At 73.6% G+C, this 21,099-nt stretch carries 24 protein-coding genes and 1 pseudogene; 17 read left to right on the top strand and 8 right to left on the bottom strand.

What is annotated here, in order from left to right:
* The first annotated feature begins 98 nt into the window (after positions 1–98).
* Positions 99–629, top strand: coding sequence for a GNAT family N-acetyltransferase (locus tag ACFZBD_RS04045; RefSeq protein WP_391134894.1), 531 nt, complete (start codon positions 99–101; stop codon positions 627–629).
* 207 nt (positions 630–836) lie between these two features.
* Here ACFZBD_RS04045 and ACFZBD_RS04040 read toward each other — a convergent pair whose 3' ends face one another.
* The 6 genes from ACFZBD_RS04040 to ACFZBD_RS04015 all read right to left on the bottom strand — a co-directional run bounded on the left by ACFZBD_RS04040 (position 837) and on the right by ACFZBD_RS04015 (position 7,035).
* Complete coding sequence (locus ACFZBD_RS04040) at positions 837–2,018, bottom strand: acetylornithine transaminase (RefSeq protein ID WP_391134891.1); 1,182 nt, start codon at positions 2,016–2,018, stop codon at positions 837–839.
* Positions 2,015–2,998, bottom strand: coding sequence for an acetylglutamate kinase (gene argB / locus ACFZBD_RS04035; RefSeq protein ID WP_391135932.1), 984 nt, complete (start codon positions 2,996–2,998; stop codon positions 2,015–2,017). The genes ACFZBD_RS04040 and argB overlap by 4 nt, the downstream gene beginning before the upstream one ends.
* A gap of 74 nt (positions 2,999–3,072) precedes the next feature.
* On the bottom strand, positions 3,073–4,224 hold the full coding sequence (gene argJ, locus ACFZBD_RS04030; RefSeq protein ID WP_391134888.1) for a bifunctional glutamate N-acetyltransferase/amino-acid acetyltransferase ArgJ: 1,152 nt from the start codon (positions 4,222–4,224) through the stop codon (positions 3,073–3,075).
* Between the two features lie 118 nt (positions 4,225–4,342).
* Positions 4,343–5,380, bottom strand: coding sequence for an N-acetyl-gamma-glutamyl-phosphate reductase (gene argC, locus ACFZBD_RS04025; RefSeq protein ID WP_391134885.1), 1,038 nt, complete (start codon positions 5,378–5,380; stop codon positions 4,343–4,345).
* Positions 5,381–5,432: 52 nt separating this feature from the next.
* Positions 5,433–6,101, bottom strand: a complete 669-nt coding sequence (locus ACFZBD_RS04020; protein WP_391134882.1) for an isochorismatase family protein — start codon at positions 6,099–6,101, stop codon at positions 5,433–5,435.
* A 211-nt stretch (positions 6,102–6,312) separates the two neighbouring features.
* Positions 6,313–7,035, bottom strand: a complete 723-nt coding sequence (locus ACFZBD_RS04015; protein ID WP_391134879.1) for a DUF2470 domain-containing protein — start codon at positions 7,033–7,035, stop codon at positions 6,313–6,315.
* A gap of 236 nt (positions 7,036–7,271) precedes the next feature.
* Between ACFZBD_RS04015 and ACFZBD_RS04010 the strand changes: the two genes are divergently transcribed.
* The 4 genes and pseudogenes from ACFZBD_RS04010 to ACFZBD_RS03995 all read left to right on the top strand — a co-directional run bounded on the left by ACFZBD_RS04010 (position 7,272) and on the right by ACFZBD_RS03995 (position 12,009).
* The gene (locus ACFZBD_RS04010; RefSeq protein ID WP_391134876.1) at positions 7,272–8,129 is read left to right on the top strand and encodes an ATP-binding cassette domain-containing protein; all 858 of its coding nucleotides are present in this window, start codon (positions 7,272–7,274) and stop codon (positions 8,127–8,129) included.
* Positions 8,126–9,100: an ABC transporter substrate-binding protein gene (locus ACFZBD_RS04005; RefSeq protein ID WP_391134873.1), complete on the top strand. Its 975-nt coding sequence runs from the start codon at positions 8,126–8,128 to the stop codon at positions 9,098–9,100. Before ACFZBD_RS04010 ends, ACFZBD_RS04005 begins: the two co-directional genes overlap by 4 nt.
* 4 nt (positions 9,101–9,104) lie before the next feature.
* Positions 9,105–11,170: pseudogene (locus tag ACFZBD_RS04000) on the top strand (iron ABC transporter permease).
* A gap of 167 nt (positions 11,171–11,337) precedes the next feature.
* Entirely contained in the window at positions 11,338–12,009 is a 672-nt protein-coding gene (locus ACFZBD_RS03995; protein ID WP_391134870.1) for a hypothetical protein, read from the top strand.
* A gap of 38 nt (positions 12,010–12,047) precedes the next feature.
* Here the strand turns inward: ACFZBD_RS03995 and ACFZBD_RS03990 are convergent, their stop codons facing one another.
* On the bottom strand, positions 12,048–12,785 hold the full coding sequence (locus tag ACFZBD_RS03990) for a LuxR C-terminal-related transcriptional regulator (RefSeq protein ID WP_391134867.1): 738 nt from the start codon (positions 12,783–12,785) through the stop codon (positions 12,048–12,050).
* 78 nt (positions 12,786–12,863) lie between these two features.
* Positions 12,864–14,567, bottom strand: coding sequence for an amidohydrolase family protein (locus ACFZBD_RS03985; protein ID WP_391134864.1), 1,704 nt, complete (start codon positions 14,565–14,567; stop codon positions 12,864–12,866).
* Positions 14,568–14,965: 398 nt separating this feature from the next.
* Between ACFZBD_RS03985 and ACFZBD_RS03980 the strand changes: the two genes are divergently transcribed.
* From ACFZBD_RS03980 to ACFZBD_RS03925, 12 genes are all read left to right on the top strand, one after another.
* Positions 14,966–15,265, top strand: coding sequence for a gas vesicle protein GvpO (locus tag ACFZBD_RS03980; protein ID WP_391134861.1), 300 nt, complete (start codon positions 14,966–14,968; stop codon positions 15,263–15,265).
* Positions 15,266–15,339: 74 nt separating this feature from the next.
* Positions 15,340–15,783, top strand: a complete 444-nt coding sequence (locus ACFZBD_RS03975) for a gas vesicle protein GvpJ (protein WP_391134858.1) — start codon at positions 15,340–15,342, stop codon at positions 15,781–15,783.
* A gap of 3 nt (positions 15,784–15,786) precedes the next feature.
* Positions 15,787–16,500 carry a GvpL/GvpF family gas vesicle protein gene (locus ACFZBD_RS03970; RefSeq protein WP_391134855.1) on the top strand — a complete coding sequence of 238 codons (714 nt, stop codon included), beginning with the start codon at positions 15,787–15,789 and terminating at the stop codon, positions 16,498–16,500.
* Between the two features lie 25 nt (positions 16,501–16,525).
* Positions 16,526–16,783: a gas vesicle protein GvpG gene (locus ACFZBD_RS03965; RefSeq protein WP_391134852.1), complete on the top strand. Its 258-nt coding sequence runs from the start codon at positions 16,526–16,528 to the stop codon at positions 16,781–16,783.
* 337 nt (positions 16,784–17,120) lie between these two features.
* Entirely contained in the window at positions 17,121–17,576 is a 456-nt protein-coding gene (locus ACFZBD_RS03960) for a gas vesicle protein GvpJ (protein ID WP_391134848.1), read from the top strand.
* Positions 17,573–18,613: a GvpL/GvpF family gas vesicle protein gene (locus ACFZBD_RS03955; RefSeq protein ID WP_391134845.1), complete on the top strand. Its 1,041-nt coding sequence runs from the start codon at positions 17,573–17,575 to the stop codon at positions 18,611–18,613. Before ACFZBD_RS03960 ends, ACFZBD_RS03955 begins: the two co-directional genes overlap by 4 nt.
* Positions 18,610–18,882, top strand: a complete 273-nt coding sequence (locus ACFZBD_RS03950) for a gas vesicle protein GvpJ (RefSeq protein ID WP_391134842.1) — start codon at positions 18,610–18,612, stop codon at positions 18,880–18,882. The genes ACFZBD_RS03955 and ACFZBD_RS03950 overlap by 4 nt, the downstream gene beginning before the upstream one ends.
* Entirely contained in the window at positions 18,879–19,169 is a 291-nt protein-coding gene (locus ACFZBD_RS03945; RefSeq protein WP_391134839.1) for a gas vesicle protein GvpK, read from the top strand. The genes ACFZBD_RS03950 and ACFZBD_RS03945 overlap by 4 nt, the downstream gene beginning before the upstream one ends.
* Before the next feature lie 64 nt (positions 19,170–19,233).
* Positions 19,234–19,647, top strand: a complete 414-nt coding sequence (locus ACFZBD_RS03940; protein ID WP_391134836.1) for a hypothetical protein — start codon at positions 19,234–19,236, stop codon at positions 19,645–19,647.
* 151 nt (positions 19,648–19,798) lie between these two features.
* Positions 19,799–20,413: an NAD(P)H-dependent oxidoreductase gene (locus tag ACFZBD_RS03935; protein WP_391134833.1), complete on the top strand. Its 615-nt coding sequence runs from the start codon at positions 19,799–19,801 to the stop codon at positions 20,411–20,413.
* A 54-nt stretch (positions 20,414–20,467) separates the two neighbouring features.
* On the top strand, positions 20,468–20,653 hold the full coding sequence (locus ACFZBD_RS03930) for a hypothetical protein (RefSeq protein WP_391134829.1): 186 nt from the start codon (positions 20,468–20,470) through the stop codon (positions 20,651–20,653).
* 165 nt (positions 20,654–20,818) lie between these two features.
* A complete protein-coding gene (locus ACFZBD_RS03925) occupies positions 20,819–20,974 on the top strand; it encodes a DUF6131 family protein (protein ID WP_391134826.1) in 156 nt (51 codons plus the stop codon).
* The last annotated feature ends 125 nt before the right edge of the window (positions 20,975–21,099 follow it).

The following is a 21,099-nucleotide window of genomic DNA, read 5'->3' as shown; positions in this document are numbered from 1 at the left end:
TAGGTGAGGCTAACCTGACTCCTGAGTGTTTCACCGGGGTTGCGCGGCGAACCGACCCTCCCCCCTTTCGCGCGCGGTGGAACCGAGGAAGGAAAGCCTTGATCACGGTCATGCCGCGCCCCGCCACGCTGCCCCGCGTCGCGCACTCGCCCGGCCCCGCCCCGTTCTCCGTCCGGCCCGCGAGGCCCTCCGACGCCGCCGCGCTCGCCGCCCTGTCCGGGCCGTTCGCCCGCTCCGCCGCGCTGCGCGAGCGCTCCAGGGCCCAGTACGCCTCCCAGTCCGGCGACTTCCTCGTCGCCGAGGCCCTCGACGGGTCCCTCGACGGCTGCCTCGGACTGAGCCTGCACCCCGGGGACCCGGTCACCGGCCGCGGCGCCGCCGGGGTCCTCTACAACTTCTGCGTCGCCGGACACCGGCAGGGCGGCGGCATGGGCGCCAGACTCCTGCACGCCGCGGTCGCGCGAGCGCGGAGCCACTCCCTGCGCACCCTCTTCACGGCGACGACGGGCAGCGGCCGCCTCTTCCTGCGCCACGGCTTCGCCCCCGCCTGCCCGAACCTGGCACCGCCCGCCTGGGCCCAATCCCTGGACCCGCGCCGCAACGCCCGCGTCCTGGCCCGCGCGCTGTGACCCGCTGAACCCCCGCTGCGCCCCGACCGTTCTCGCGCGCCGCGCCGGGCAGCCCCCGAACCCGTGGCCGGTGCCCGGCGCCGGGGAGGGGACACCCGGTCCGCGGTACGAAAGGGGCGGGCCCGGGAGCCGTGTGGCTCCCGGGCCCGCCCCTTTCGTACGGTCCGTTGCTCTCCCGGCCCCGCCGTTTTCGCGCGGCCGCCCGCCTCAGGCGGCGAGGATCTTCGGCAGTGCCTCGACCAGTTCGTCGATCTCGCGGTCCGTCACGATCAGCGGGGGAGCCAGCCGTACGACGGCCGGGCCGGCCGCGTTGACGAGGAAACCGGCGTCCTGGGCCGCCTGTTGGACCAGGGCGGCGGTCGGGGAGGTGAGGACGACGCCGAGGAGGAGGCCGGTGCCGCGGACTTCGGCGATCCGGGGGTGCCCCAGCGCCTCGATGCCCCGGCGCAGGCGGTCGCCCGCCCGGGTGACCCGGGCGAGGAGCCCCTCGGCATCGATGGTGTCCAGCACGGCGAGGCCGGCCGCGCAGGCGACCGGGTTGCCGCCGAAGGTGGAGCCGTGCTGGCCGGGGCCGAGCAGGTCGGCGGCCGCGCCGAAGGCGACCAGGGCGCCGATCGGCAGGCCGCCGCCCAGGCCCTTGGCGAGCGTGAGGGCGTCGGGGTCCACGCCGTCGACGGCCTGGTGCGCGAACCAGTGGCCGGTCCGGCCGATGCCCGTCTGGACCTCGTCCAGGACGAGCAGGGTGCCGGTCGCCCGGGTGATCTCCCGGGCGGCGCGCAGATACCCGGCGGGCGCCGGGACGACACCGGCCTCGCCCTGCACCGGTTCGAGGACCACCGCCGCGGTCTCCTCCGTGACCGCCGCGCGCAGCGCCGCCACGTCGCCGAACGGCACGTGCGTGACCTCTCCCGGCAGCGGCAGGAAGGGATCCTGTTTGGCCGGCTGACCGGTGAGGGCCAGCGCTCCCATGGTCCGCCCGTGGAACCCGCCCGCCGCGGCGACCAGACGTGGCCGCCCGGTGCGCCGGGCGAGCTTGAAGGCCGCCTCGACCGCCTCCGTACCGGAGTTCGCGAAGAAGACCCGGCCCGGCCGGTCCAGCAGGCCCAGCAGCCGCTCCGCCAGCGCGACCGGCGGTTCGGCGACGAAGAGGTTGGAGACATGGCCCAGGCGGGCGATCTGGGTCCGCACGGCGGAGACGACGGCCGGGTGGGCGTGGCCCAGGGTGTTGACCGCGATCCCGCCGGTGAAGTCGGTGTACGCGCGCCCCGCCTCGTCCCGGACCGTGCTGCCCTCGCCCCGGACCAGGGCGAGCGGGGGCGTGCCGTACGTGTCCATCATGACCGCGCGCCAGCGGTCGGTGAGCGTGCGGGCGCCGTCGTCGTCGGTCACGCGCCGACCTCCTCGGTCGCGGGCCGGGGGCCCGCCTCGTGATTTGTCGTCGTCGCGTCGTGCGGCCCGTCGTCCGGCACGCGGTGCGAGACCGGGGCGGGGTCCGGTACCACGGTCGTGCCCGGGCCGTGCTCGGCGAAGACGCCGCGCAGCAGCGCGTGCGGCACCCGGCCGTCGACGACCTGGGCCCGGCGGACGCCCGCCCGGACCGCCCGCAGGCAGCCCTCCATCTTCGGCAGCATGCCGCTGACGAGCGCCGGGAGCAGCGCGTCCAGCTGCCCCGCCGTCAGACGCTCGATCACCTCGGTGCTGCGCGGCCAGTCGGCGTACAGCCCCTCGACATCGGTCAGGAGCACCAGCCGCTCCGCTTCGAGGGCCACGGCCAGCGCGGAGGCGGCGAGGTCGGCGTTGACGTTGTACACCTCCCCGTCCGTCCCGCGCGCGACGGGCGAGACCACGGGGATCCGGCCCTCGTCGAGCAGGGTGCGCACGGTACGCGGGTCGACGTCCACGACCTCGCCGACGAGGCCGATGTCCACGGGCCGGCCGTCCACCCACGCGGGCCGCCGTACGGCCGTCATGGTGTGCGCGTCCTCGCCCGACAGGCCCACGGCGAAGGGGCCGTGGGCGTTGAGGGCGCCGACGAGCTCGCGCTGGACCGATCCGGTCAGCACCATCCGGACCACGTCCATGGTCTCCGGCGTGGTCACCCGCAGCCCCGCCTCGAAGCGGACCTCCAGGTCGAGGCGGGCGAGCATGGAGCTGATCTGCGGCCCGCCGCCGTGCACGACGACCGGCCGCAGGCCCGCGTGCCATAGCTCCACGACGTCCTGCGCGAAGGTCCGGTGCAGCGCCGGGTCGACCATGGCGTTGCCGCCGAACTTGATGACGACCGTCCGGCCCTGGAGCTCCTCGAGCCACGGCAGGTCGGCGGCGGTCAGCCCGGCGGCGCCGGCGTCGGTGATGTCGAGCCGCACCATCGGCCGTGCCGCCGACGGCGCCGGGCGCGCGTCCCCGCCGGGCAGGTGTCCGGTGCGTGTCGTCCCCGGCCCGCTCATGAGCTGTACGCGCTGTTCTCGTGGACGTACTCGGCGGTGAGGTCGTTGGTCCAGATCACCGCCGAGGAGTCGCCGGAGCAGAGGTCCACCGTGATCGTGACCGAGCGCCCGGACAGGTCGACCTTGTCCCGCGACTCGCCGGCGGCGCCGTTGCGGCACACCCAGACGTCGTTGATCGCCACGTCCAGCCGGTCGGGGTCGAAGACGGCCGAGGTCGTACCGATCGCGGACAGCACCCGGCCCCAGTTCGGGTCCTCCCCGTGCAGGGCGCACTTGAGGAGGTTGTTGCGGGCCACGGACCGGCCGACCTCCACGGCGTCCTCCTCGGTGGCCGCGCCGACGACGGTCACCTCGATCTCCTTGGAGGCGCCCTCGGCGTCCGCGATCAGCTGCCGTGCCAGGTCCAGGCAGACCGCGTGCACGGCCTCGGCGAACTCCTCCGCGTCGGGCACGGTCCCGGAGGCCCCCGACGCGAGCAGCAGGACGGTGTCGTTGGTGGACATGCAGCCGTCCGAGTCCACCCGGTCGAAGGTGGTGCGCACCGCCGTCCGGAGCGCCGGGTCGAGCGCGTCCGCGCTCACGTCGGCGTCCGTGGTGAGGACGACCAGCATGGTGGCGAGGCCGGGGGCGAGCATGCCCGCGCCCTTCGCCATCCCGCCCACGGTCCAGCCGGCCCGGGTGACGACGGCGCTCTTGTGCACCGAGTCGGTCGTCTTGATCGCGACGGCGGCGTCCTCGCCGCCCTCCGGGGACAGCGCGCCGCCACAGGCGGTGATGCCCGCCATGACGCGGTCCATGGGCAGCCGTACGCCGATGAGCCCGGTGGAGCACACCGCGACCTCGTGCGGGACCGTGTCGACGACCCGGGCGGTGTGCTCGGCCATCAGCAGGGCGTCGACGGCGCCCGCCTGCCCCGTACAGGCGTTGGCGCCGCCGGAGTTGAGGACGACGGCCGTGATCCGGCCGTCGGACAGGACGCGCCGGGACCAGCGGACGGGCGCGGCCTGCACACGGTTGGAGGTGAAGACCCCGGCGGCGGCGCGGGACGGCCCGTGGTTCACCACCAGGGCCAGGTCGCGGTCGCCGGACTCCTTGATGCCGGCGGCCACTCCGCCGGCGAGGAACCCACGGGCTGCGGTCACACTCACTGTGCTTCTCCGTTCTCCGCCGGGGCCGACGCCCGGGCGGTTCCCGCGACCGTGCCCGCACGGCGCGGTGGTGCGGGCTTCGTCGTCGACTTCGGACCGGCGGTCGTGCGCACGTCGCTCACGGAGCCACTCCGTTGTGCGGCAGGCCCAGCTCTTCGGGCAGGCCCAGGGCGACGTTCATGCTCTGCACCGCGCCACCCGCGGTGCCCTTCGTCAGGTTGTCGATGGCGCTCACGCAGATCAGCCGGCCGGCGTCGGGGTCCACGGCGATCTGCACCTGCGCGGTGTTGGAGCCGAGGACGGCGGCGGTCGAGGGCCACTGCCCCTCCGGCAGCAGGCGGACGAACGGCTCGTCGGCGTAGGCGGCTTCGTACGCCGCGCGCACCCGCTCCCCGCCGGCCGCGGCGGCCTCGGGGCGCAGGGCGGCGGAGCAGGTGGCGAGGATGCCCCGGGGCATCGGGGCCAGGGTCGGGGTGAAGGAGACCGTGACGCGCTCGCCCGCCACCGCGGAGAGGTTCTGCGTCAGCTCCGGGGTGTGGCGGTGGCCGCCGCCGACGCCGTACGGGCTCATGGAGCCCATCACCTCGGCGCCCAGCAGGTGCTGCTTCAGGGTCCGTCCGGCGCCGGACGTGCCGCTGGCCGCCACGATCACGGCCTCCGGCCGGACGAGGCGGTCGGCGTAGGCGGGGAACAGTGCGAGCGTCACCGCCGTGGGGTAGCACCCCGGTACGGCGATCCGCCGCGAGCCCTTCAACGCGTGACGGGCGCCGGGGAGTTCCGGCAGCCCGTACGGCCAGGTGCCGGCGTGGGCGGAGCCGTAGAACCGTTCCCAGGCGGCCGGGTCGCGCAGCCGGAAGTCCGCGCCGCAGTCCACGACGAGGGTGTCCGGGTCCAGCTCGGCGGCGAGCGCGGCCGACTGCCCGTGCGGCAGGGCGAGGAAGACGACGTCGTGACCGCGCAGGGTCTGCGCCGTGGTCGCCGTCAGCACACGGTCCGCGAGGGCGGCCAGATGCGGTTGGACGGAACCGAGCGGCCGGCCCGCGTTGCCGTGCGCGGTCAGCGCGCCGATCTCCACGCCGGGATGCGTCACCAGCAGGCGGAGGATCTCCCCGCCGGCGTAGCCGCTGGCACCGGCCACCGCGACCCTCAAGGTCATCTCGATCCGTCTCTCTCGGTACGTGTGGGGGCTGCTGTCACAGGGGGCGCTGTCACGCGTCCCTGCGCGCCTCGCGAGGCGACCGCCTGTTGAGCAGGAGGTCGCGCAGCAAGGACTCGGTCGTGCACACCACCCCGCTGCGGGCGGCCCACCGCAGGGCCATGGCGTGCTCCTCCGGGGAGAAGTCCGCGACGGCGTCGGCGACGACGAAGGGCTGGATGTCGTTCATGAAGGCGTCCGCCGCGGTCAGCAGGACGCCGAGGTGGGCGTACACACCGCAGAGGATCAGCTGGTCGCGGCCCTCCTCGCGGAGGAGCCGGCCGAGGTGGCTGCGGAGGAAGGCGTTGTGGCGCACGTTGGCGAGCAGGTGCTCGCCGGGGCGGGGCGTCAGCGGCTCGACGATGGCGGCGGCGTCTGGTTCCCCTATGCCGGGGCCCCAGACGTCCGCGACGAGGCCGCGCTGGCCCGGGCGTTGGGCGGCGGGCTCGGCGCTGAAGACGACGGGCATGCCGAGCGCTCCGGCGAGTTCGCGCAGGGCGGCGATGTTGGCGACCAGCTGCACCACCGGAGCGTGGCCGGTGGGGAACGGTCCGACGAAGTGGTTCTGCATGTCGAGGACCAGGAGCGCGGCGCGGCCGGGATCGATGGACCAGGAGGCGCAGGAGCGGGGGAGCGCGCCGGGGGACGGCATGGGGTAGGTCTCGATGGCCGGCAGACCCATGGGTGCTTCCTCCCCGAACAAGGGGGCGAACCTCGGCGCCCCCACGATCACTGCTTAGCTGAGCCTAACCTAAGTCTCACTGGGCGGTGGCTCCCTCGTGCCCGGCTCGTCACGCCCATCCGCTCTCAACCGCGCTGTCTTCACGCCGAGTTGGCGGTGAACGGCGGCGGCGGGTGATCGAATGCCCGCCCGGAAGCCCGCCCGGGCGCCGTCAGGGGCGCGGGGAGGGGTGCCGGTGGTGCGCGCAGCGGGGCGTCGTGAGGAGCTGCCGGACCTGCTCGCCGGCCTCGGCCGCGTCCCGGGCCGTGACGGGGAACAGCAGGCGCAGGTCGCAGTGGCCCTCGCGGTACTCGCAGCGCAGGGTGATTCCGTGCCGGTCCACGGCCAGCGGCATGACCCGGACGACGCCGTGCGGCAGCCGGGCCCCGGCGAGGACGACGAGGTCGGCCACCATGTCGTCGTGGGCGTCGGCGAGGTGCGTCAGCATCGCGGCCTCCTCCACGGCGAGCGGGTCGGGCGCGGCGAGGGCGAACGCGTCGAGGCCGACCTCGGTGGTCCGCGCCGAGGTCTTCAGGGTCACCCGGGCTAGGTCGAGGCGGAGCGTCTCGCCGTCCGGCCCGTCGGCCGGGGCGAGCCATCCGGAGACGGTCACCCGGGCCCGTACGCGGTCGCGCAGCGCCGTCGGCGCGATGTCGGTGAACTCCAGGAGGGCGGCGAGGCTGCCACGCGGCGCGGAGGCGATCTGGGCGGCCAGCGGGCTGTCCGGCTGGGGGCGGAGGGTGATCCGCCCCTTCCTGTCCACCGCGTGCAGACCGATCAGGTCGTACTCCTGCCCCTCCGTGGTGAGCGACAGGGAGACGGCCCGGGCGAGCACGGAGCGGACGAGCTCCGGCGCGGTCTGCTCGGGCAGGACGGTGTCGGTGGCGGCGCTCACGGTGAACTCCTCGCGGGGCGGGTCCGGATGAAGGCTCGGGTCGGAACGGCACGCCGCTTCGACTGAGGTAAGGCTAACCTAACTACACTTGAGCCCGTACGTCCATATCGCGAGCACCCGTGTCGCCCCGGCCGGCCGCCCGCGGGGTGGCCGAATAAACGTGGCCGAATGGCGTCTTGTGCGCGACCCGGGGGCCGTCTTTCCGAGGCCGATTAGGTTAGGCTAACCTTCGGGTCGTGCAAGCTGGTGAAGAGGGAACCGCGGCCCGACCCCGCGGCCATGAACTGTCGGCCACGGACGTCACCGTGGCGTACGACGGCGTCGACGTCGTCCACGACGCCGCGTTGACGCTGCGACCCGGCGAAGTGACCGTCCTGGTCGGCCCGAACGGCAGCGGCAAGTCGACGCTCCTGCGCACCCTCGCGCGCCTGCAGCGGCCCCGTACCGCCACGCTCGTCATCGACGCCGACACCGACGGCCTCGCCCTGTCACCCCGTGAGTTCTCGCGCCGGGTCGCCCTGCTGACGCAGGGCCGGCCCACCCCCGGCGGACTGACCGTCCGGGACGTCGTCGAATTCGGCCGCTACCCCTACCGCGGCCGCTGGGGCAAGGCGGACCCCGACGGCCGGGCCGCCGTCGATCGCGCGCTCGCCCTCACCGGCGTCGCCGAGTTCGCCGACCGGGGCGCCGAACACCTGTCCGGCGGCCAGCTCCAGCGCGTCTGGCTGGCCGGCTGCCTCGCCCAGGAGACCGGCGTCCTCCTCCTCGACGAACCCACGACCTATCTCGACCTCCGCTACCAGGTCGAACTCCTCGACCTCGTACGGGACCTGGCGGACGACCACGGCATCGCCGTCGGCGCCGTCCTGCACGACCTCGACCAGGCCGCGGCCGTCGCCGACCGGATCGTCCTCCTCAGCTCGGGCCGCGTCGTCGCCGACGGCCTCCCGGACGACGTCCTCACCGCACAGCGGCTGACCGACACCTACGGCATCCGCATCGAAGTCGACACCGACACCCTCACCGGGCGGCTGCGCACCCGCGCCATCGGCCGCCACCACACGCGAAGCGAAAGGCTCGGCACCTCCTCATGAGACGCCTCCTCCTCACCGCGGCCGCCACCGCCGCGGCCCTCACCATGACCGCCTGCGGGACGACCGAGCCCGCCGCCGACAACGACACCAAGAAGCCCGCCGAGCGCATCACGCTCACCGACGACTCCGGCACCAAGGTCGAGCTCGACGGCCCCGCCAAGAAGGTCGTCGCCACCGAGTGGAACGTCGTCGAGAGCCTCGTCTCCCTCGGCGTCGCCCCCGTCGGCGTCTCCGACGTCAAGGGCTACAAGATGTGGGACTCCGCCGTCCCGCTGAAGAACGAGCCCAAGGACATCGGCACCCGCGGCGAGCCGAGCATGGACACCATCGCCGGCCTCGCCCCCGACCTCATCGTCGCCACCGACCTCCCGGCGGCCGCCGTCAAGCAGCTCCGCAAGGTCGCCCCCGTCCTGGAGCTCCGCGCCGCCGACGCCGCCGACCCGATCGGGCGGATGACGAAGAACCTCGACCTCATCGCCAAGGCCACCGGTACCACCGAGCAGTCAGCCACGCTCAAGAAGCAGTTCGAGGCGAAGATCGCGGAGGGCAGGAAGGCCCTCGCCGGCGCCGGCCTCGGCGGCGCGCGCTACGCCTTCGCCGACGGCTACATCGTCTCCAACCAGGTCTCGATCCGGCCCTTCACCAGCGGCTCCCTCATCGGCGCCGTCAACGAGAAGCTCGGCCTGAAGAACGCCTGGACCGTCAAGGGCGACGCGGCCTACGGCCTCGGCACCACCGACGTCGAGGGCCTCACCAAGCTCGGCGACGTGCAGTTCGCCTACATCGGCAACGCCGGCGACGCGTCCAGCACCCCCTTCGCCGGCGCCCTCGCCAAGGACAAGGTCTGGACCTCCCTGCCGTTCGTCAAGAAGGGCGACGTCCACCGCCTGCCCGACGGCATCTGGATGTTCGGCGGACCCGGGTCCATGAACGCGTACATCGACGCGGTCGTCACCGCGCTGACGAAGTAGGACCATGGCCGTCACCTCGACCACCACCGCCACCCGTCCCGCGGCGGCCGCGTCCCGTACGGGCGCGGTCGCGGTGACGGCCGGCCTCGTCCTCCTCGTCGCCGTCCTCGCGACCGTCGACATCACCCAGGGCACCGCCGCCGTCGGCGCGCCGGAGGTCTGGAAGGCCCTCACCGGCCGAGCCGACCCCTCCGACGCCTCCGTCGTCATCGCCTCCCGGCTGCCCCGCGCGGCCGCCGGCATCCTCGTCGGCGTCGTCCTCGGCATGGCGGGCGCCGCCCTGCAGGCCGTGAGCCGCAACGTCATCGCCTCACCCGACACCCTCGCCGTCAACGCCGGCTCCTACCTCGCCCTCGGCGCCGCCTCCGTCACCGGCCTCACCCTCCCGCTGGTCGCCGGCGCCGGCGTCGCCTTCGCCGGCGGCCTCGCCGCAGCCGCCGTCGTCCTCGGCCTGTCCGGGCTCGGAGCGGGCACCGTACGGCTCGTCCTCGCCGGCAGCGCCCTGACCCTCGGCCTCACCGCCGCCACCGAGGGACTCCTCCTGCTCTTCCCCCGGCAGACCGACGGCCTCTACCAGTGGAACCAGGGCAGCATCTCCCAGAGCGGATTCGACGGCGTCCTGCAACTGGCGCCCGTCGGCGTCCTCGCCCTCCTCGGACTCCTCCTCGTCGCCCGCCGGGTCGACGCCCTGGCACTCGGGGACGACGCCGCCCGCGGCCTCGGCGTCCCGGTCCGCACCACCCGCGTCACCGCGGTCGTGCTCGCCGCCATGCTCTCCGCGGCGGCCGTCACCCTCGCCGGACCGATCGGCTTCGTCGGCCTCTGCGCCCCCGCGCTGGTCCGCCCCCTCGCCCGCCGCTTCCGGGGCTTCGCCAAGTCGCGCGCCGGCCTGCCGCTCACCGGCCTCGCCGGCGCCGCGCTCGTCCTCGGCTCCGACGTCCTCCTGCGCTCCGTCGTCCCCGCGGACCTCGCCGTCGCCGTACCGACCGGCGTCGTCACCAGCCTGGTCGGCGCCTGCTTCCTCATCGTCCTGGCCACCCGGGTCCGCGACACCGCGGGAACCACGGCGACCGAACGGCTGCGCCTGCGCAGCCGGACCGTCTTCCTCGCCACCACCGCCGTCCTGGCGGCCGCCCTCGTCGGCGTCACCATCGGCGCCGTCCTGCTGGGCGACACCGCGCTGCTGCTCGGCGACGTCGTGAACTGGGCGCAGGGCAGGGCCGGGCGGGCCGTCTCGTTCGTCCTCGACACCCGGCTGCCCCGCGTCTTCGCCGCGCTCCTCGCGGGCGCGTCCCTCGCCCTGGCCGGCACCCTCGTCCAGGCCGTCACCCGCAACCCGCTCGCGGAGCCCGGCATCCTCGGCGTCACCGGCGGCGCGGCCCTCGGCGCCGTCCTGCTGGTGACCACCGTTCCCCTCGCCGCGTCGTGGAGCGTGGCGGGCGCCGCGTTCGCGGGCGCCGCGATCAGCGCCACGGTCGTCTTCGGGCTCGCCGCGAAGGGCGGGTTCCAGCAGAACCGGCTCGTCCTCGTCGGCTTCGGCGTCGCCACCGCCACCTCCGCCCTGGTCAGCCTGCTGATCATCCTCACCGACCCGTTCAACGCCATCAAGGCGCTGACCTGGCTCTCCGGCTCCACCTACGGCCGGACCTTCCCCGATCTGCTGCCCCTCGCCGCGGTCCTGGTCGTGGGCGTGTTCGTCGCCGTCACCCAGCGCACCGAACTCGACCTGATCTCCCTCGACGAGGACACGCCCCGGCTCCTCGGCCTCGACGTCGGCAAGGGGCGCCTCGGCTTCCTCGTCCTCAGCGTCCTGCTCAGCGCCACCGCCGTGTCGGCCGCCGGCACGATCGGCTTCGTCGGCCTCGTCGCCCCGCACGCCGCCCGCGCCCTCGTCGGCCGCCGCCACACCCGGTCGTCCCCGTCGCCCTGCTCCTCGGCGCGCTCCTCGTCTCCGTCGCGGACCTGGTCGGCCGCACGGTGATCGCCCCGGCCCAGCTCGGCGCGGGCCACATGACGGCGGTGATCGGCACGCCGTACTTCCTGTACCTGCTGGTACGCAGCCGCCGCTGACGCCCGTCCCGACCGACGCACGGGGCCGTTCCCTTCCGAAGGGAACGGCCCCTCGTCGCGTCACCGCCACCCGCCCCCTCGGCATCCGCCGAACGGACCGCGCTGTGCCGCCGGTTGCGCCACACTGGGCGCAGCCACCCGCCGCCGTCGCGGCCGAAGGAGGAGCCATGGACCGGCTGCGCGACCTCGTCGACCGCCACCGCGACCTCGCCCAGAGCCCCGTCCGCTTCCGCCCGTCCACCTGGCGCCCCCGGCTGGAACCGCACGGCGCGGCCCACGTGCTCGACATCGGTGTCGGCTGCGCGGACGGCCGCGGCGGAGACCGCCTGCTCGGCCGCGGTGATCTGGCCGCGCTGCGCGACCGCGCCGGGGACGACCCCGAGCGGCTGCGGGACCTCTTCGTGGCCGTCATGGTGTGGGGCTCGGGCACCACCAACGGCCGCGGGCCGCGGTACACCGCGGCCGCCCTCGCCGACCCCCGCCTGCCGGCCGTTCTCGACGCCACGCGCCAAGCGGTCCGGGACGGCGATCCCGCCGAGGCCTACCGCCGGTTCGTCCTCGACGGCGTGGGGCGCTCCTTCTTCACCAAGTGGTTCGCGGCCGTGGACGACCGCCCCGCCCCGTCCCCGAGGGCCCTGATCCTCGACGCCCGTGTCCTGCACTCCCTCAACGCCCTCGGCTGGACCACCTGGCAGGCGGCCGGCACCCGGCACTGGCCCGCCCGCTACACCGCGTACATCACCTGCATGCACACCTGGGCGGCGTCCTTCGGGGTCACGGCCGACTGGCTCGAATGGCTCCTCTTCTCCCTGAACGGGCGCGTGGACGAACGGGCCTGACGCCCCGCAGGCACGTCTCCCCGGCTCGGTCGCACCGCTCACGGACCCGGTTCGAGCCCCCAGGCGGCCGCGCGGGCGGCGGCGGCCGCCCGGTTGGGGAGGTCGAGCTTGGCCAGGATGTGCTCGACGTGCGTGGCCACCGTGCGCGGGGCGATGTGCAGCCGCCCCGCGATCTCCCGGTTGGTCCGTCCGCCGGTCAGCTCGCCCAGCACCTCCAGCTCGCGCGGGGACAGCCCGCCCGGCGCGGCGGCGGAGCCGTACGCCCTCCTCCCGTACCCACCGGTCGCGGACTCCCGCGGTACGGGGCCGGCGAACGAGGCCGTGAGCAGGGCCAGGGACTCGGTGAGCAGCGTCACCACGGCCCGTGCGGGGTCGCGCGGGCTCCGGGGCCGGCGCGTGCTGACGTTGAGCATCCCGACGTACCGGCCGTCCGGCGCGAACAGGCACTGCGCGACCCCGTCCTCGATGCCCAGCGGCCGCAGCACGTCCCGGAAGCCCGGCGAGGCCGCGAGGAGCGGCGGCGGGACGTCCCGCAGCCACAGCCCGCCGCGCGCCGGGTCGCGGAGCACCGCGAAGACCGGGTCGTCGTGGAGCCGTGTCTCGATGTACGCCGTGGCGTCGTACGGATAGTCGCCCGCCAGCGTGGTGTGGTGGCGCCGCAGCGGATCCCAACGGGTCAGGGAGGCGTGGTCGTACGCCACGACCTCGGACAGCGCCGCCAGGACCGTGTCGGCTCCGGCGGCGCCTTCGGCCGCGCTCCGGGCCGTCTCGCGCACGTGGAGGGCCGCGGCCAGAACGGCCAGGTGCTCCGTTCGGATGTCATGCCCCCAGGGTGATCATGGAAGCGGGCGGGGTCAAACCGGCATGGCGTCGTGGACGACGCGGCCGTCCACGACGGTGAGGAGGACCGGCATCCGCGGGATGTCGTGCGGATCGGCGGTCAGCAGATTCCCGCCGAGCACGCAGAGGTCCGCGACCTTCCCCACCTCCAGGGAGCCCTTCCAGTCCTCGGCGAAGTCCTGCCAGGCCGCGTCGACGGTGTACGTACGGATCGCCTCCGCGAGCCCGATGCGCTGGCCGGGCCCGCTGACCCGGCCCGAGCCCTTCGACTCGCGGAGCAGCATCGTGGCGACGCCCTGCCGCCAGTCCGGGAAGGTCACGGGGGCGTCGGAGCCGCTGGCCACCCGCACCCCCGCGTCGATGGCGTCCCGGTAGGGCCAGGCGTACGCGGCCCGCTCCGGGCCCACGAACTCCTCCTCCATGTCCGCGACGGTCCACTTGATGGTGGGGTTCATGTTGACCCCGAAGCCGTGCTCGGCGAGCGCCTTCATGCTGCGCGGGCCCAGGAAGTCGCCGTGGATGACGTAGTGCCGGGCGTCGGGGCGGGGGTGCTCGGCCGTCGCGGCGGTGAAGGCGTCGACGACGGTGTCGATCGCGCGGTCGCCCGTGACGTGGACGCCGAGCTGGTATCCCGCCCGGTGCGCGTGACGCAGCATCGCCCCCATCTCGGCGACCCGCTCCGCGTCCGTACCGCCGCCGACGCAGAGGGCGCCGCAGCCCCCGCCGACGTACGACTCGTGCATCCACGCCGTCCTGTTGGGGACGATGCCGTCGGCGAAGACCTTGACGCCGAGGATCCGCAGCAGCCGCGGATCGGTGTCGGCCGGGACCTCCATCGTGTCCAGGGCGCGGGCGAACTCCTCGGCGGTGCTCGCCATGCCGGTCGGCAGCAGCAGGACGCCGACCCGTGCCGTCAGCTCCCCGTCTGCGAGCAGCCGGCGGTAGACGTCGAGGGTGGCCGAGCCCATGGAACCGCGCATGATGCGGTCGCCGCCGGGGCCCAGGCCCGGCTCCGTGAAGCTGGTGATCCCGAGCCCGGCGAGCGTCTCCAGGGCCGCCCTGACCGCGGCGGTGCGCGTCTCGGGGGAGAGGGGCGGCAGCACCCGTTCGACGAAGGCCTGTGCCCCCTCCTGCAGCAGGCCGGTGGGCTCCCCGGCGCCGTCGGTGACGATGACCGAGCCGGGCGGGGCGACGGTGTCCCGGTCGACGCCGGCGAGCCGCAGGGCACGGGAGTTGACCCAGGTGGCGTGGCCGGAGAACGAGTGCAGCAGCACCGGATGGTCCGGGCTGACGGCGTCCAGGTCCTGCCGGGTCGGCAGCCGGGACGGGTCGGCGACGCACTCGTCGAGAAAGCCGGGGTCCCAGCCGCCCCCGACGATCCACTCGCCCGCCGGCACCCGCCCGGCCGCCTCGCGGACGGCGGCGGCCACGTCGGCCAGGGACCGTACGGCGGGATGGCCGACGTCGAGCGACAGCGGCGGCCTGGTCAGACCGAACGCGCAGCCGTGGAGATGGGAGTCGTTGATACCGGGAAGCAGCGTCGCCCCCGCGAGGCCGACGACCCGGGTGCCCGGGCCGATGAGCGGCGCGACGTCCTCCCGGCTCCCGACGGCGCTGATGACCCCGCCGGTCACGGCGAGCGCCGAGGCGACGGCGAAGTCGGGGTCGACGGTGACGACCTGTCCGTCGAGGAACACCAGATCCGCGTCCGTGGTCACTGCGGGGTCCTTTCGATAGCGCGACGGACCGCGAGGGAAGGGCGGCCGGCCGGAGCCTGCCGCCTCGTGTGTGCCGGTCCGGAAGGACTATGCGCGCCCCGCCCCGCCGTCCACATCGGTCATCCGACCGAGGGCATCGGGCAGGCACGGGAACCGGGCGCCGCGGCGCCTGTGACGTACGTCTCGACGCCGGGACCGCCCGCTCCGGAGCCCCCGTCATCTCCCGCACCGGCGATGCGGTTTGTGAGCCGCGGACCGGATTTCGTCGAACCGGCGGGCCGAATCGGCGTGAGTCACGCATACGTTCGGAACACCCGGGCACGCGAACGTCAGCCATAGACGGCGGACGGAGAAACACACCTCTCCCGGCCGATCTTCCGGGCCCTACAGGCGGGATCATGAACGCGACTGACAAAGAAGACGACAAGAAGACCGGCGAGCGCGTCGACATCGCCACGGCCATGCGCCGGGCCGCCGGTCAACTCTCCGAACTTCTCGGGTGCGCAGCGGGATCGGTCTCCTCGGTGAAAGCCACCGAGGACGGCTGGCAGGCCGATGTGGAAGTGGTCGAACTCGAAAAGGTTCCGGACACGATGAGCGTCATGGCGTCTTACCACGTCGCTCTCGATCCCGAGGGCCGGCTCGTCGGCTACGAGCGCACCAAGCGCTACGCCCGAGGCCAGATCGACCGCCGCTGACGGCGGACGGGCGCGCCGACCGCCCCGTGTAAGGGACGCCGGCCGCCACAGGCATCACCGGAAGGAGTTTCACCGTGACACTCGTCCAGCAGAGCAACGCAACGAGCGGCGGAAGCGGCTCGGGCAATCTCTACGATGTTCTGGAACTCATTCTCGACCGAGGTCTCGTGATCGACGCGTTCGTTCGCGTCTCCCTGGTCGGAATCGAAATCCTCAAGATCGACGTCCGAGTGGTCGTCGCCAGTGTGGACACGTATCTGCGGTTCGCCGAGGCGTGCAACCGACTCGACCTGGAATCCGGCCGCAAGGCCCCCGCGCAGCTCACCGACATCGTCGGTGACGTGACCGAGAGCGGCGCCAAAGGAAAGTCGAAAGGCGCGCTGAGCGGAGCCATGGAGGCCTTCACGGATTCCCTGAAGACCAAGAACGACGAAGACGAGGAAGAGGGGCGGAAGCAGCCGGCGCGCAAGTCGACGTCGAGCCGCTCGTCCGCCCAGCGACGCGAGCGCGAGGAGTAGCAGGTGTCCACCTACGTATACGCCATCACCTCCGCCGACCACCCCCTGCGCCTGGACAACCTCCAGGGCGTCGGCGAACCCCCGTCGCCGCTGCGGGCCGTCACGGCGGACTCGGTGGCCGCGGTCGTCAGCGACGCGCCCGAGGGCCTGCGGGCCAAGCGCCGTGACGTCCTCGCCCACGAGCACGTCCTCGAAGCGCTGATGTCGGACGGAGCGACCCTGCCGATGCGGTTCGGTCTCCTCGGCCCCGACGACGCGCGGGTGGCCGAGGTACTCGGCCAGGAGGCGCCGGCCTACCGTCAGCGGCTGGCCGAACTCGACGGCCACGTCGAGTACAACCTCAAGGCCGCCCGGGACGAACAGGACCTGCTGCGCGAGATCATGGCCCACTCCGACCAGGTCCGGGAGCTCAACGAGCGCACGCGCTCGAACCCGGCCGCCCAGGAGGACCGGATCGCGCTGGGCGAACTGGTCGCCCAGGAGGTCGCCGCCCGCGGCGGCGGTCAGGCCGAGGACACCCTGGAGCGCCTCGCCCCGGCCGCGGCCCGCGTCTCCCGCGCCGAGCCGGGGGCGAGCCACTTCCTCAACGTCTCCTTCCTCGTCCCGGCCGCGTCGTCGGACGCCTTCGTCCGGGCCGTCAGCCAGGAGGCCGAACGGCGGGGCACCGCCTACACCTTCACGCTGACCGGTCCGCTCCCGCCGTACAGCTTCGTGTGAGCGTTCCGGAAGGGAGGCACCCACCATGGGGCTCATCACCGGTGTACTGACCTTCCCGATGGCCCCCCTGCGCGGTACGGCCTGGGTGCTCGATCAAGTGGTGCTCGCCGCCGAGCGGGAGTACTACGACCCCGAGCCCGTGCGCAGGCAGCTCGCCGCACTCGCGGACGAGCTGACCGAAGGCCGCATCGACGCGGAGGAGTTCGACCGGCGGGAGGACGAACTGCTGGACCACCTCGAGGCGATCGAGGAGTACCGGCAGCGCCGGGGGAGCGGCTCATGACCCCTGAGGGCCATGTGACCGCGGCTCCGGCGAGCGGGACCCGGCGGGGCCGAGCGGAGACGGGCGCGCCCACGAGCGGCGCGCCCGGCTCGGCCCCGCCCCCTCCCGAAGGGCCTCGGGGGTGCGGACCGGCGCGGTGGGTGTGACGTACGACGCTCGCGCGGAGGCATAGGACGCTCGTGCGGAGGTAGACGACCTCGCGAAGGAAGACCACCCCGACGAGAAGCCACCGCGACGACAAGCCACCACGACGACGAGCCCGTCCGCCGTTCCCACGCGCCGGGCACCCGTCCGCAGCCGACCGAGAGCCCGAGCACCGAACGACAGGGGCGACACCGTGTCCGAATCATTCGCAGGCCGTCTGCCGGCCCCACCGCGCACCTCACCGGTCCACGGTTCGCAGGGCTCGTCCGCGAACCTCGCGGACATCCTGGAGCGGGTGCTCGACAAGGGCATCGTCATCGCGGGCGACATCAAGATCAACCTCCTCGACATCGAGCTCCTGACGATCAAGCTCCGTCTGCTCGTCGCCTCGGTCGACAAGGCGAAGGAGATGGGCATCGACTGGTGGGAGCACGACCCCTCCCTCTCCTCCCGGGCCCGCCCGGCGCAGTCGGTCGAGAGCCCTCAGGGTGCGGCCGGGCAGCGGGATCCGCTGGCCGAGGAGAACGAGCGCCTCCGCGCGGAACTGGCCCGGCTGCGGGCGACGGCGATCGCACCGGCCCCGGACGCGGACGCGCCGGAGACGGCCCCCGCCGGCGGCGCGGTCCGGGACGAGGAGAACGAACGGTGAGCACCCGAGAGCAGACCCGGGAGCAGACCGGGGAGACGGCGGAACGCCCTCTCGTCGCCCCCACGGCCCCCGCCCCCGGCCATGACACCGCCACCGCCACCGGTCTGGGCACCGGCATCGCGCCGGAGGACCGGACCGGGTTCGCGCCGACCGCCTCCCCAGGCCCCGCGACCGGCGTCACCGCCCGCGCCGAGGCCGGTGCGGAGCTGACGTACGTCTACGCCGTCGGCCGCGACGACGGGGGACTGCGCCGTACCGCCGCCGGGATGACCGGCGTCGACGGACACGCCCTCCGGCTGACCGGCGTCGACGGGCTCGTCGCCCTCGTGTCGACCGTGCCCGCCGACGTCTTCGGCGAACAGGCGCTCCGCGCCCAACTGGAGGACCTGGCGAGGCTGGAGGCGATCGCCCGCGCGCACCACGCCGTGGTCGTCGCCGCGTTCGCCGAGACCGTCGTCCTGCCCCTGCGCCTCGCGACGGTCTACCGCGACGAAAGCCGCGTGGTCGCCATGCTCACCGAGGAGCGGCACCGGTTCACGGACCTCCTCGCCGGCCTCGACGGGCACGTCGAGCTGGGTGTGAAGATCTACGCGGACCCCGACGCGGTACCGGCCCCCGCCGAGCCCTCCGCGCCCGAGGCCGCCGCCGGCTCCGCGAGCCCGGGACGCGCGTACCTGGCCCAGCGCCGGGCGCGGCGGCGCACCACCCAGGACCTGTACCGCGCCGCCGGCGACGTCGCGGCGGAAGCGGCGCACCTGGCCGAAGGGCTGGCCCGCGCCAGGGCCGTCCACCGCCCCCAGCAGGGGGAGTTGTCCCGGCACCGCGGCGAGAACCTCTCCAACGAGGCGTATCTGGTGCCGGTGGAGAGCGTGGACCGGTTCCGGGAGGACGTCGGCGGCCTGGACGGACGCACTCCCGGTGTCCACGTCGAGGTGACCGGCCCCTGGGCCCCGTACTCGTTCGCGACACCGGACGGCGTCGGCGGCGACGCGTCGGACGGTGCCGGGCCGGGGGAGGACGAGGGTGCGCCGCGATGAGCACCCCGTACGCCGACGACAGGTTCCACGACCTCGGCCGGGTGCGCTCCGACGGACGCCTCCTGGACACCGAGCCCGTGGCCGGGCCGCCGGTCGCCCTCATCGACCTGCTGGACCGCCTCCTGACCGGCGGGGCGGTCCTGACCGGGGACCTCGTCCTGTCCATCGCCGACGTCGACCTGGTCCACATCAACCTTCGTGCGGTCATCCGCTCGATCACCGGTGAGGAACCGGCGCCGGAACTCTACGGAAGGGGGTCCCCGCAGTGAACGAGACGGCCCGCAGGCTGGCCACCGACCCGGACACGGTCGAACGGGACCTGATGAAACTCGTCCTGACCATCGTCGAGTTGCTGCGTCAGCTGATGGAAAGGACGGCGGTCCACCGGGTCGACCAGGGCGACCTCAGCGAGGACCAGGAAGAACGCATCGGAATGACGTTGATGATTCTTCACGAACGCATGGAAGAGCTGTGCGAGCGGTACGGCCTTTCCATGGACGATCTCAATCTGGATCTGGGCCCGTTGGGCTCACTGCTTCCCCGTGACGGGAACTGACCCGCACGGTTTCCGTCCCTACACAGACCGTTTCATACGCGGTTGAACGGCAAGGAGGAATACCATGACTGCTGAAAGCGACAACGCCAGGAATTCCAGCACCGCCCAGGCCAAGAAGACTGCGGCCAAGCGGACCGAGACGAAGGCCTCCGGCGCGGCCGCCAAGGCCGGTTCGGTGGCACGGGACGCCGAGAAGTCCACGACGACGAGCGTGCGGTCGGCGGGAGACGCCACCAAGCGTGTCGGCCGTGCCGCGGCGAGCGGCCTCCAGAGCGGCCAGCAGGCCGTGACCGCCAACGCCGCCAAGGCGGCCACCGTGGCCACGACGGCCTGGACGGTCGTCAAGCAGCGCAAGGCCATCGCGGCCGGCGCGGCGGCGGGAGTCGCCGGTGTGGCCGGCGCCGCCTTCGCGATAGGCCGCTCCACGGCCAAGCCGGCGGTCGGCCCGCTGACGCGGCTCGCCCGCGGCCGCATCTGACGCCCCGGCCCGGACCCGGACCCCCGGCCCGGACACCGGCGCCCACGCCCCGCCCCCTCCCCCGGGGGGCGGGGCGTCCGGCGTGTGCCAGATGACGCAATATGGCGCTTCGGATGACATAGGGGACCTGTCGCCGGGTAGCGGGGGACTCATGGACACCACACCACTGCGCGCCGTCGCCCTCGTCTGCAGCCTCTCGCCGTCGCCCGCCCCCTCCAGCTCCCAGCTGCTGGCCGAGCAGACCATGGCGGCCCTCGCCGACCACGGCGTCACGGGCAAGACGATCCGCATCGCCGACCGCAACGTCCTTCCCGGCATCGGGACCGACATGGGGCAGGGAGACGACTGGCCCGAGATCCGGGACACCATTCTCGGAGCGGACATCCTGATCCTGTCCACCCCGATCTGGCTCGGACACCCCTCCAGCATCGCCCAGCGGGTACTGGAGCGCCTGAACGCGGAGATCTCGGAGACGGACGACGAGGGCCGCATGCTGACGTACGGCAAGGTCGCCGGCGTCTGCGTGGTCGGCAACGAGGACGGCGCGCACAAGGTCAGCGCCGACCTCTTCCAGGGCCTCAACGACGTCGGCTTCACCCTCGCCCCCAACGCGGTGACGTACTGGGTGGGCGAGGCGATGCAGGGCACCGACTTCCAGGACCTCGACGAGACCCCCAAGGCCACCGCCGCCACGACCGCCACCCTCGCCGCCAACACGGCCCACCTGGCCCGGCGCCTGAAGACGTCCCCGTACCCGCCGTCCTGAGCCCCGCCTCGTCCGACCCGCCACGACCACGACCACGACCGAAGGAGTACGACCATGACCGAGGAGAAGCGCGGAGAGCAGCGCTCCGACACCACCCCGTCGGAAGCCGTGGGGGAGAGCGGCGACGAGGAGTCGCGCCGCGAGGCCGAGGACGCCGTCGTCGACGGCGGAGCCGCCCAGGGCACCCGGAAGGGCTCGCGTAAGGACGACGACCCGTCGCCGGAGAGCGACCAGGGCTGACGGGTCGAAGATCGGTGCGGCGGCCGCGGGCAGGCGCCCGAGCCACCCCAGGTCAAATTCTCGCGCCGACCATGAATGAAATGCCCCCGACAGTGGTACTCGCACAGTGCCTTTTCACTCCGTTCTTCTCGGCGGAGTCATCCATGGAGGTGCTGGGAGGTCGTCGTGATTGTCCTCGGAGTGATCCTGCTGATCATCGGATTCGTCACCGGAATTTCGATTCTGTGGACGATAGGCCTGATCCTCGCCGTGATCGGTCTCGTCCTCTGGATAGCGGGCGCGGCCGGGCATGCGGTCGGAGGCCGGTCGCATTACTGGTGAGGCCGGTCGCCTCTCCGATGAGGAATGAGACCCGGTCATCCCGGAGCGCCGTACGAGCCGGAGGAATCCCGCCCGTGCGGCGTTCCGGGCGTTCGGGGGCGGGTAGGCGCGGGAGAGGAGGACCG

The organism is Streptomyces sp. NPDC008121 (assembly GCF_042957155.1).
In the GTDB taxonomy this organism is placed as follows: Bacteria; Actinomycetota; Actinomycetes; order Streptomycetales; family Streptomycetaceae; genus Streptomyces.
Note: the sequence above shows the minus strand (reverse complement) of the source record. Positions and strands in the feature narration are given on the sequence as shown.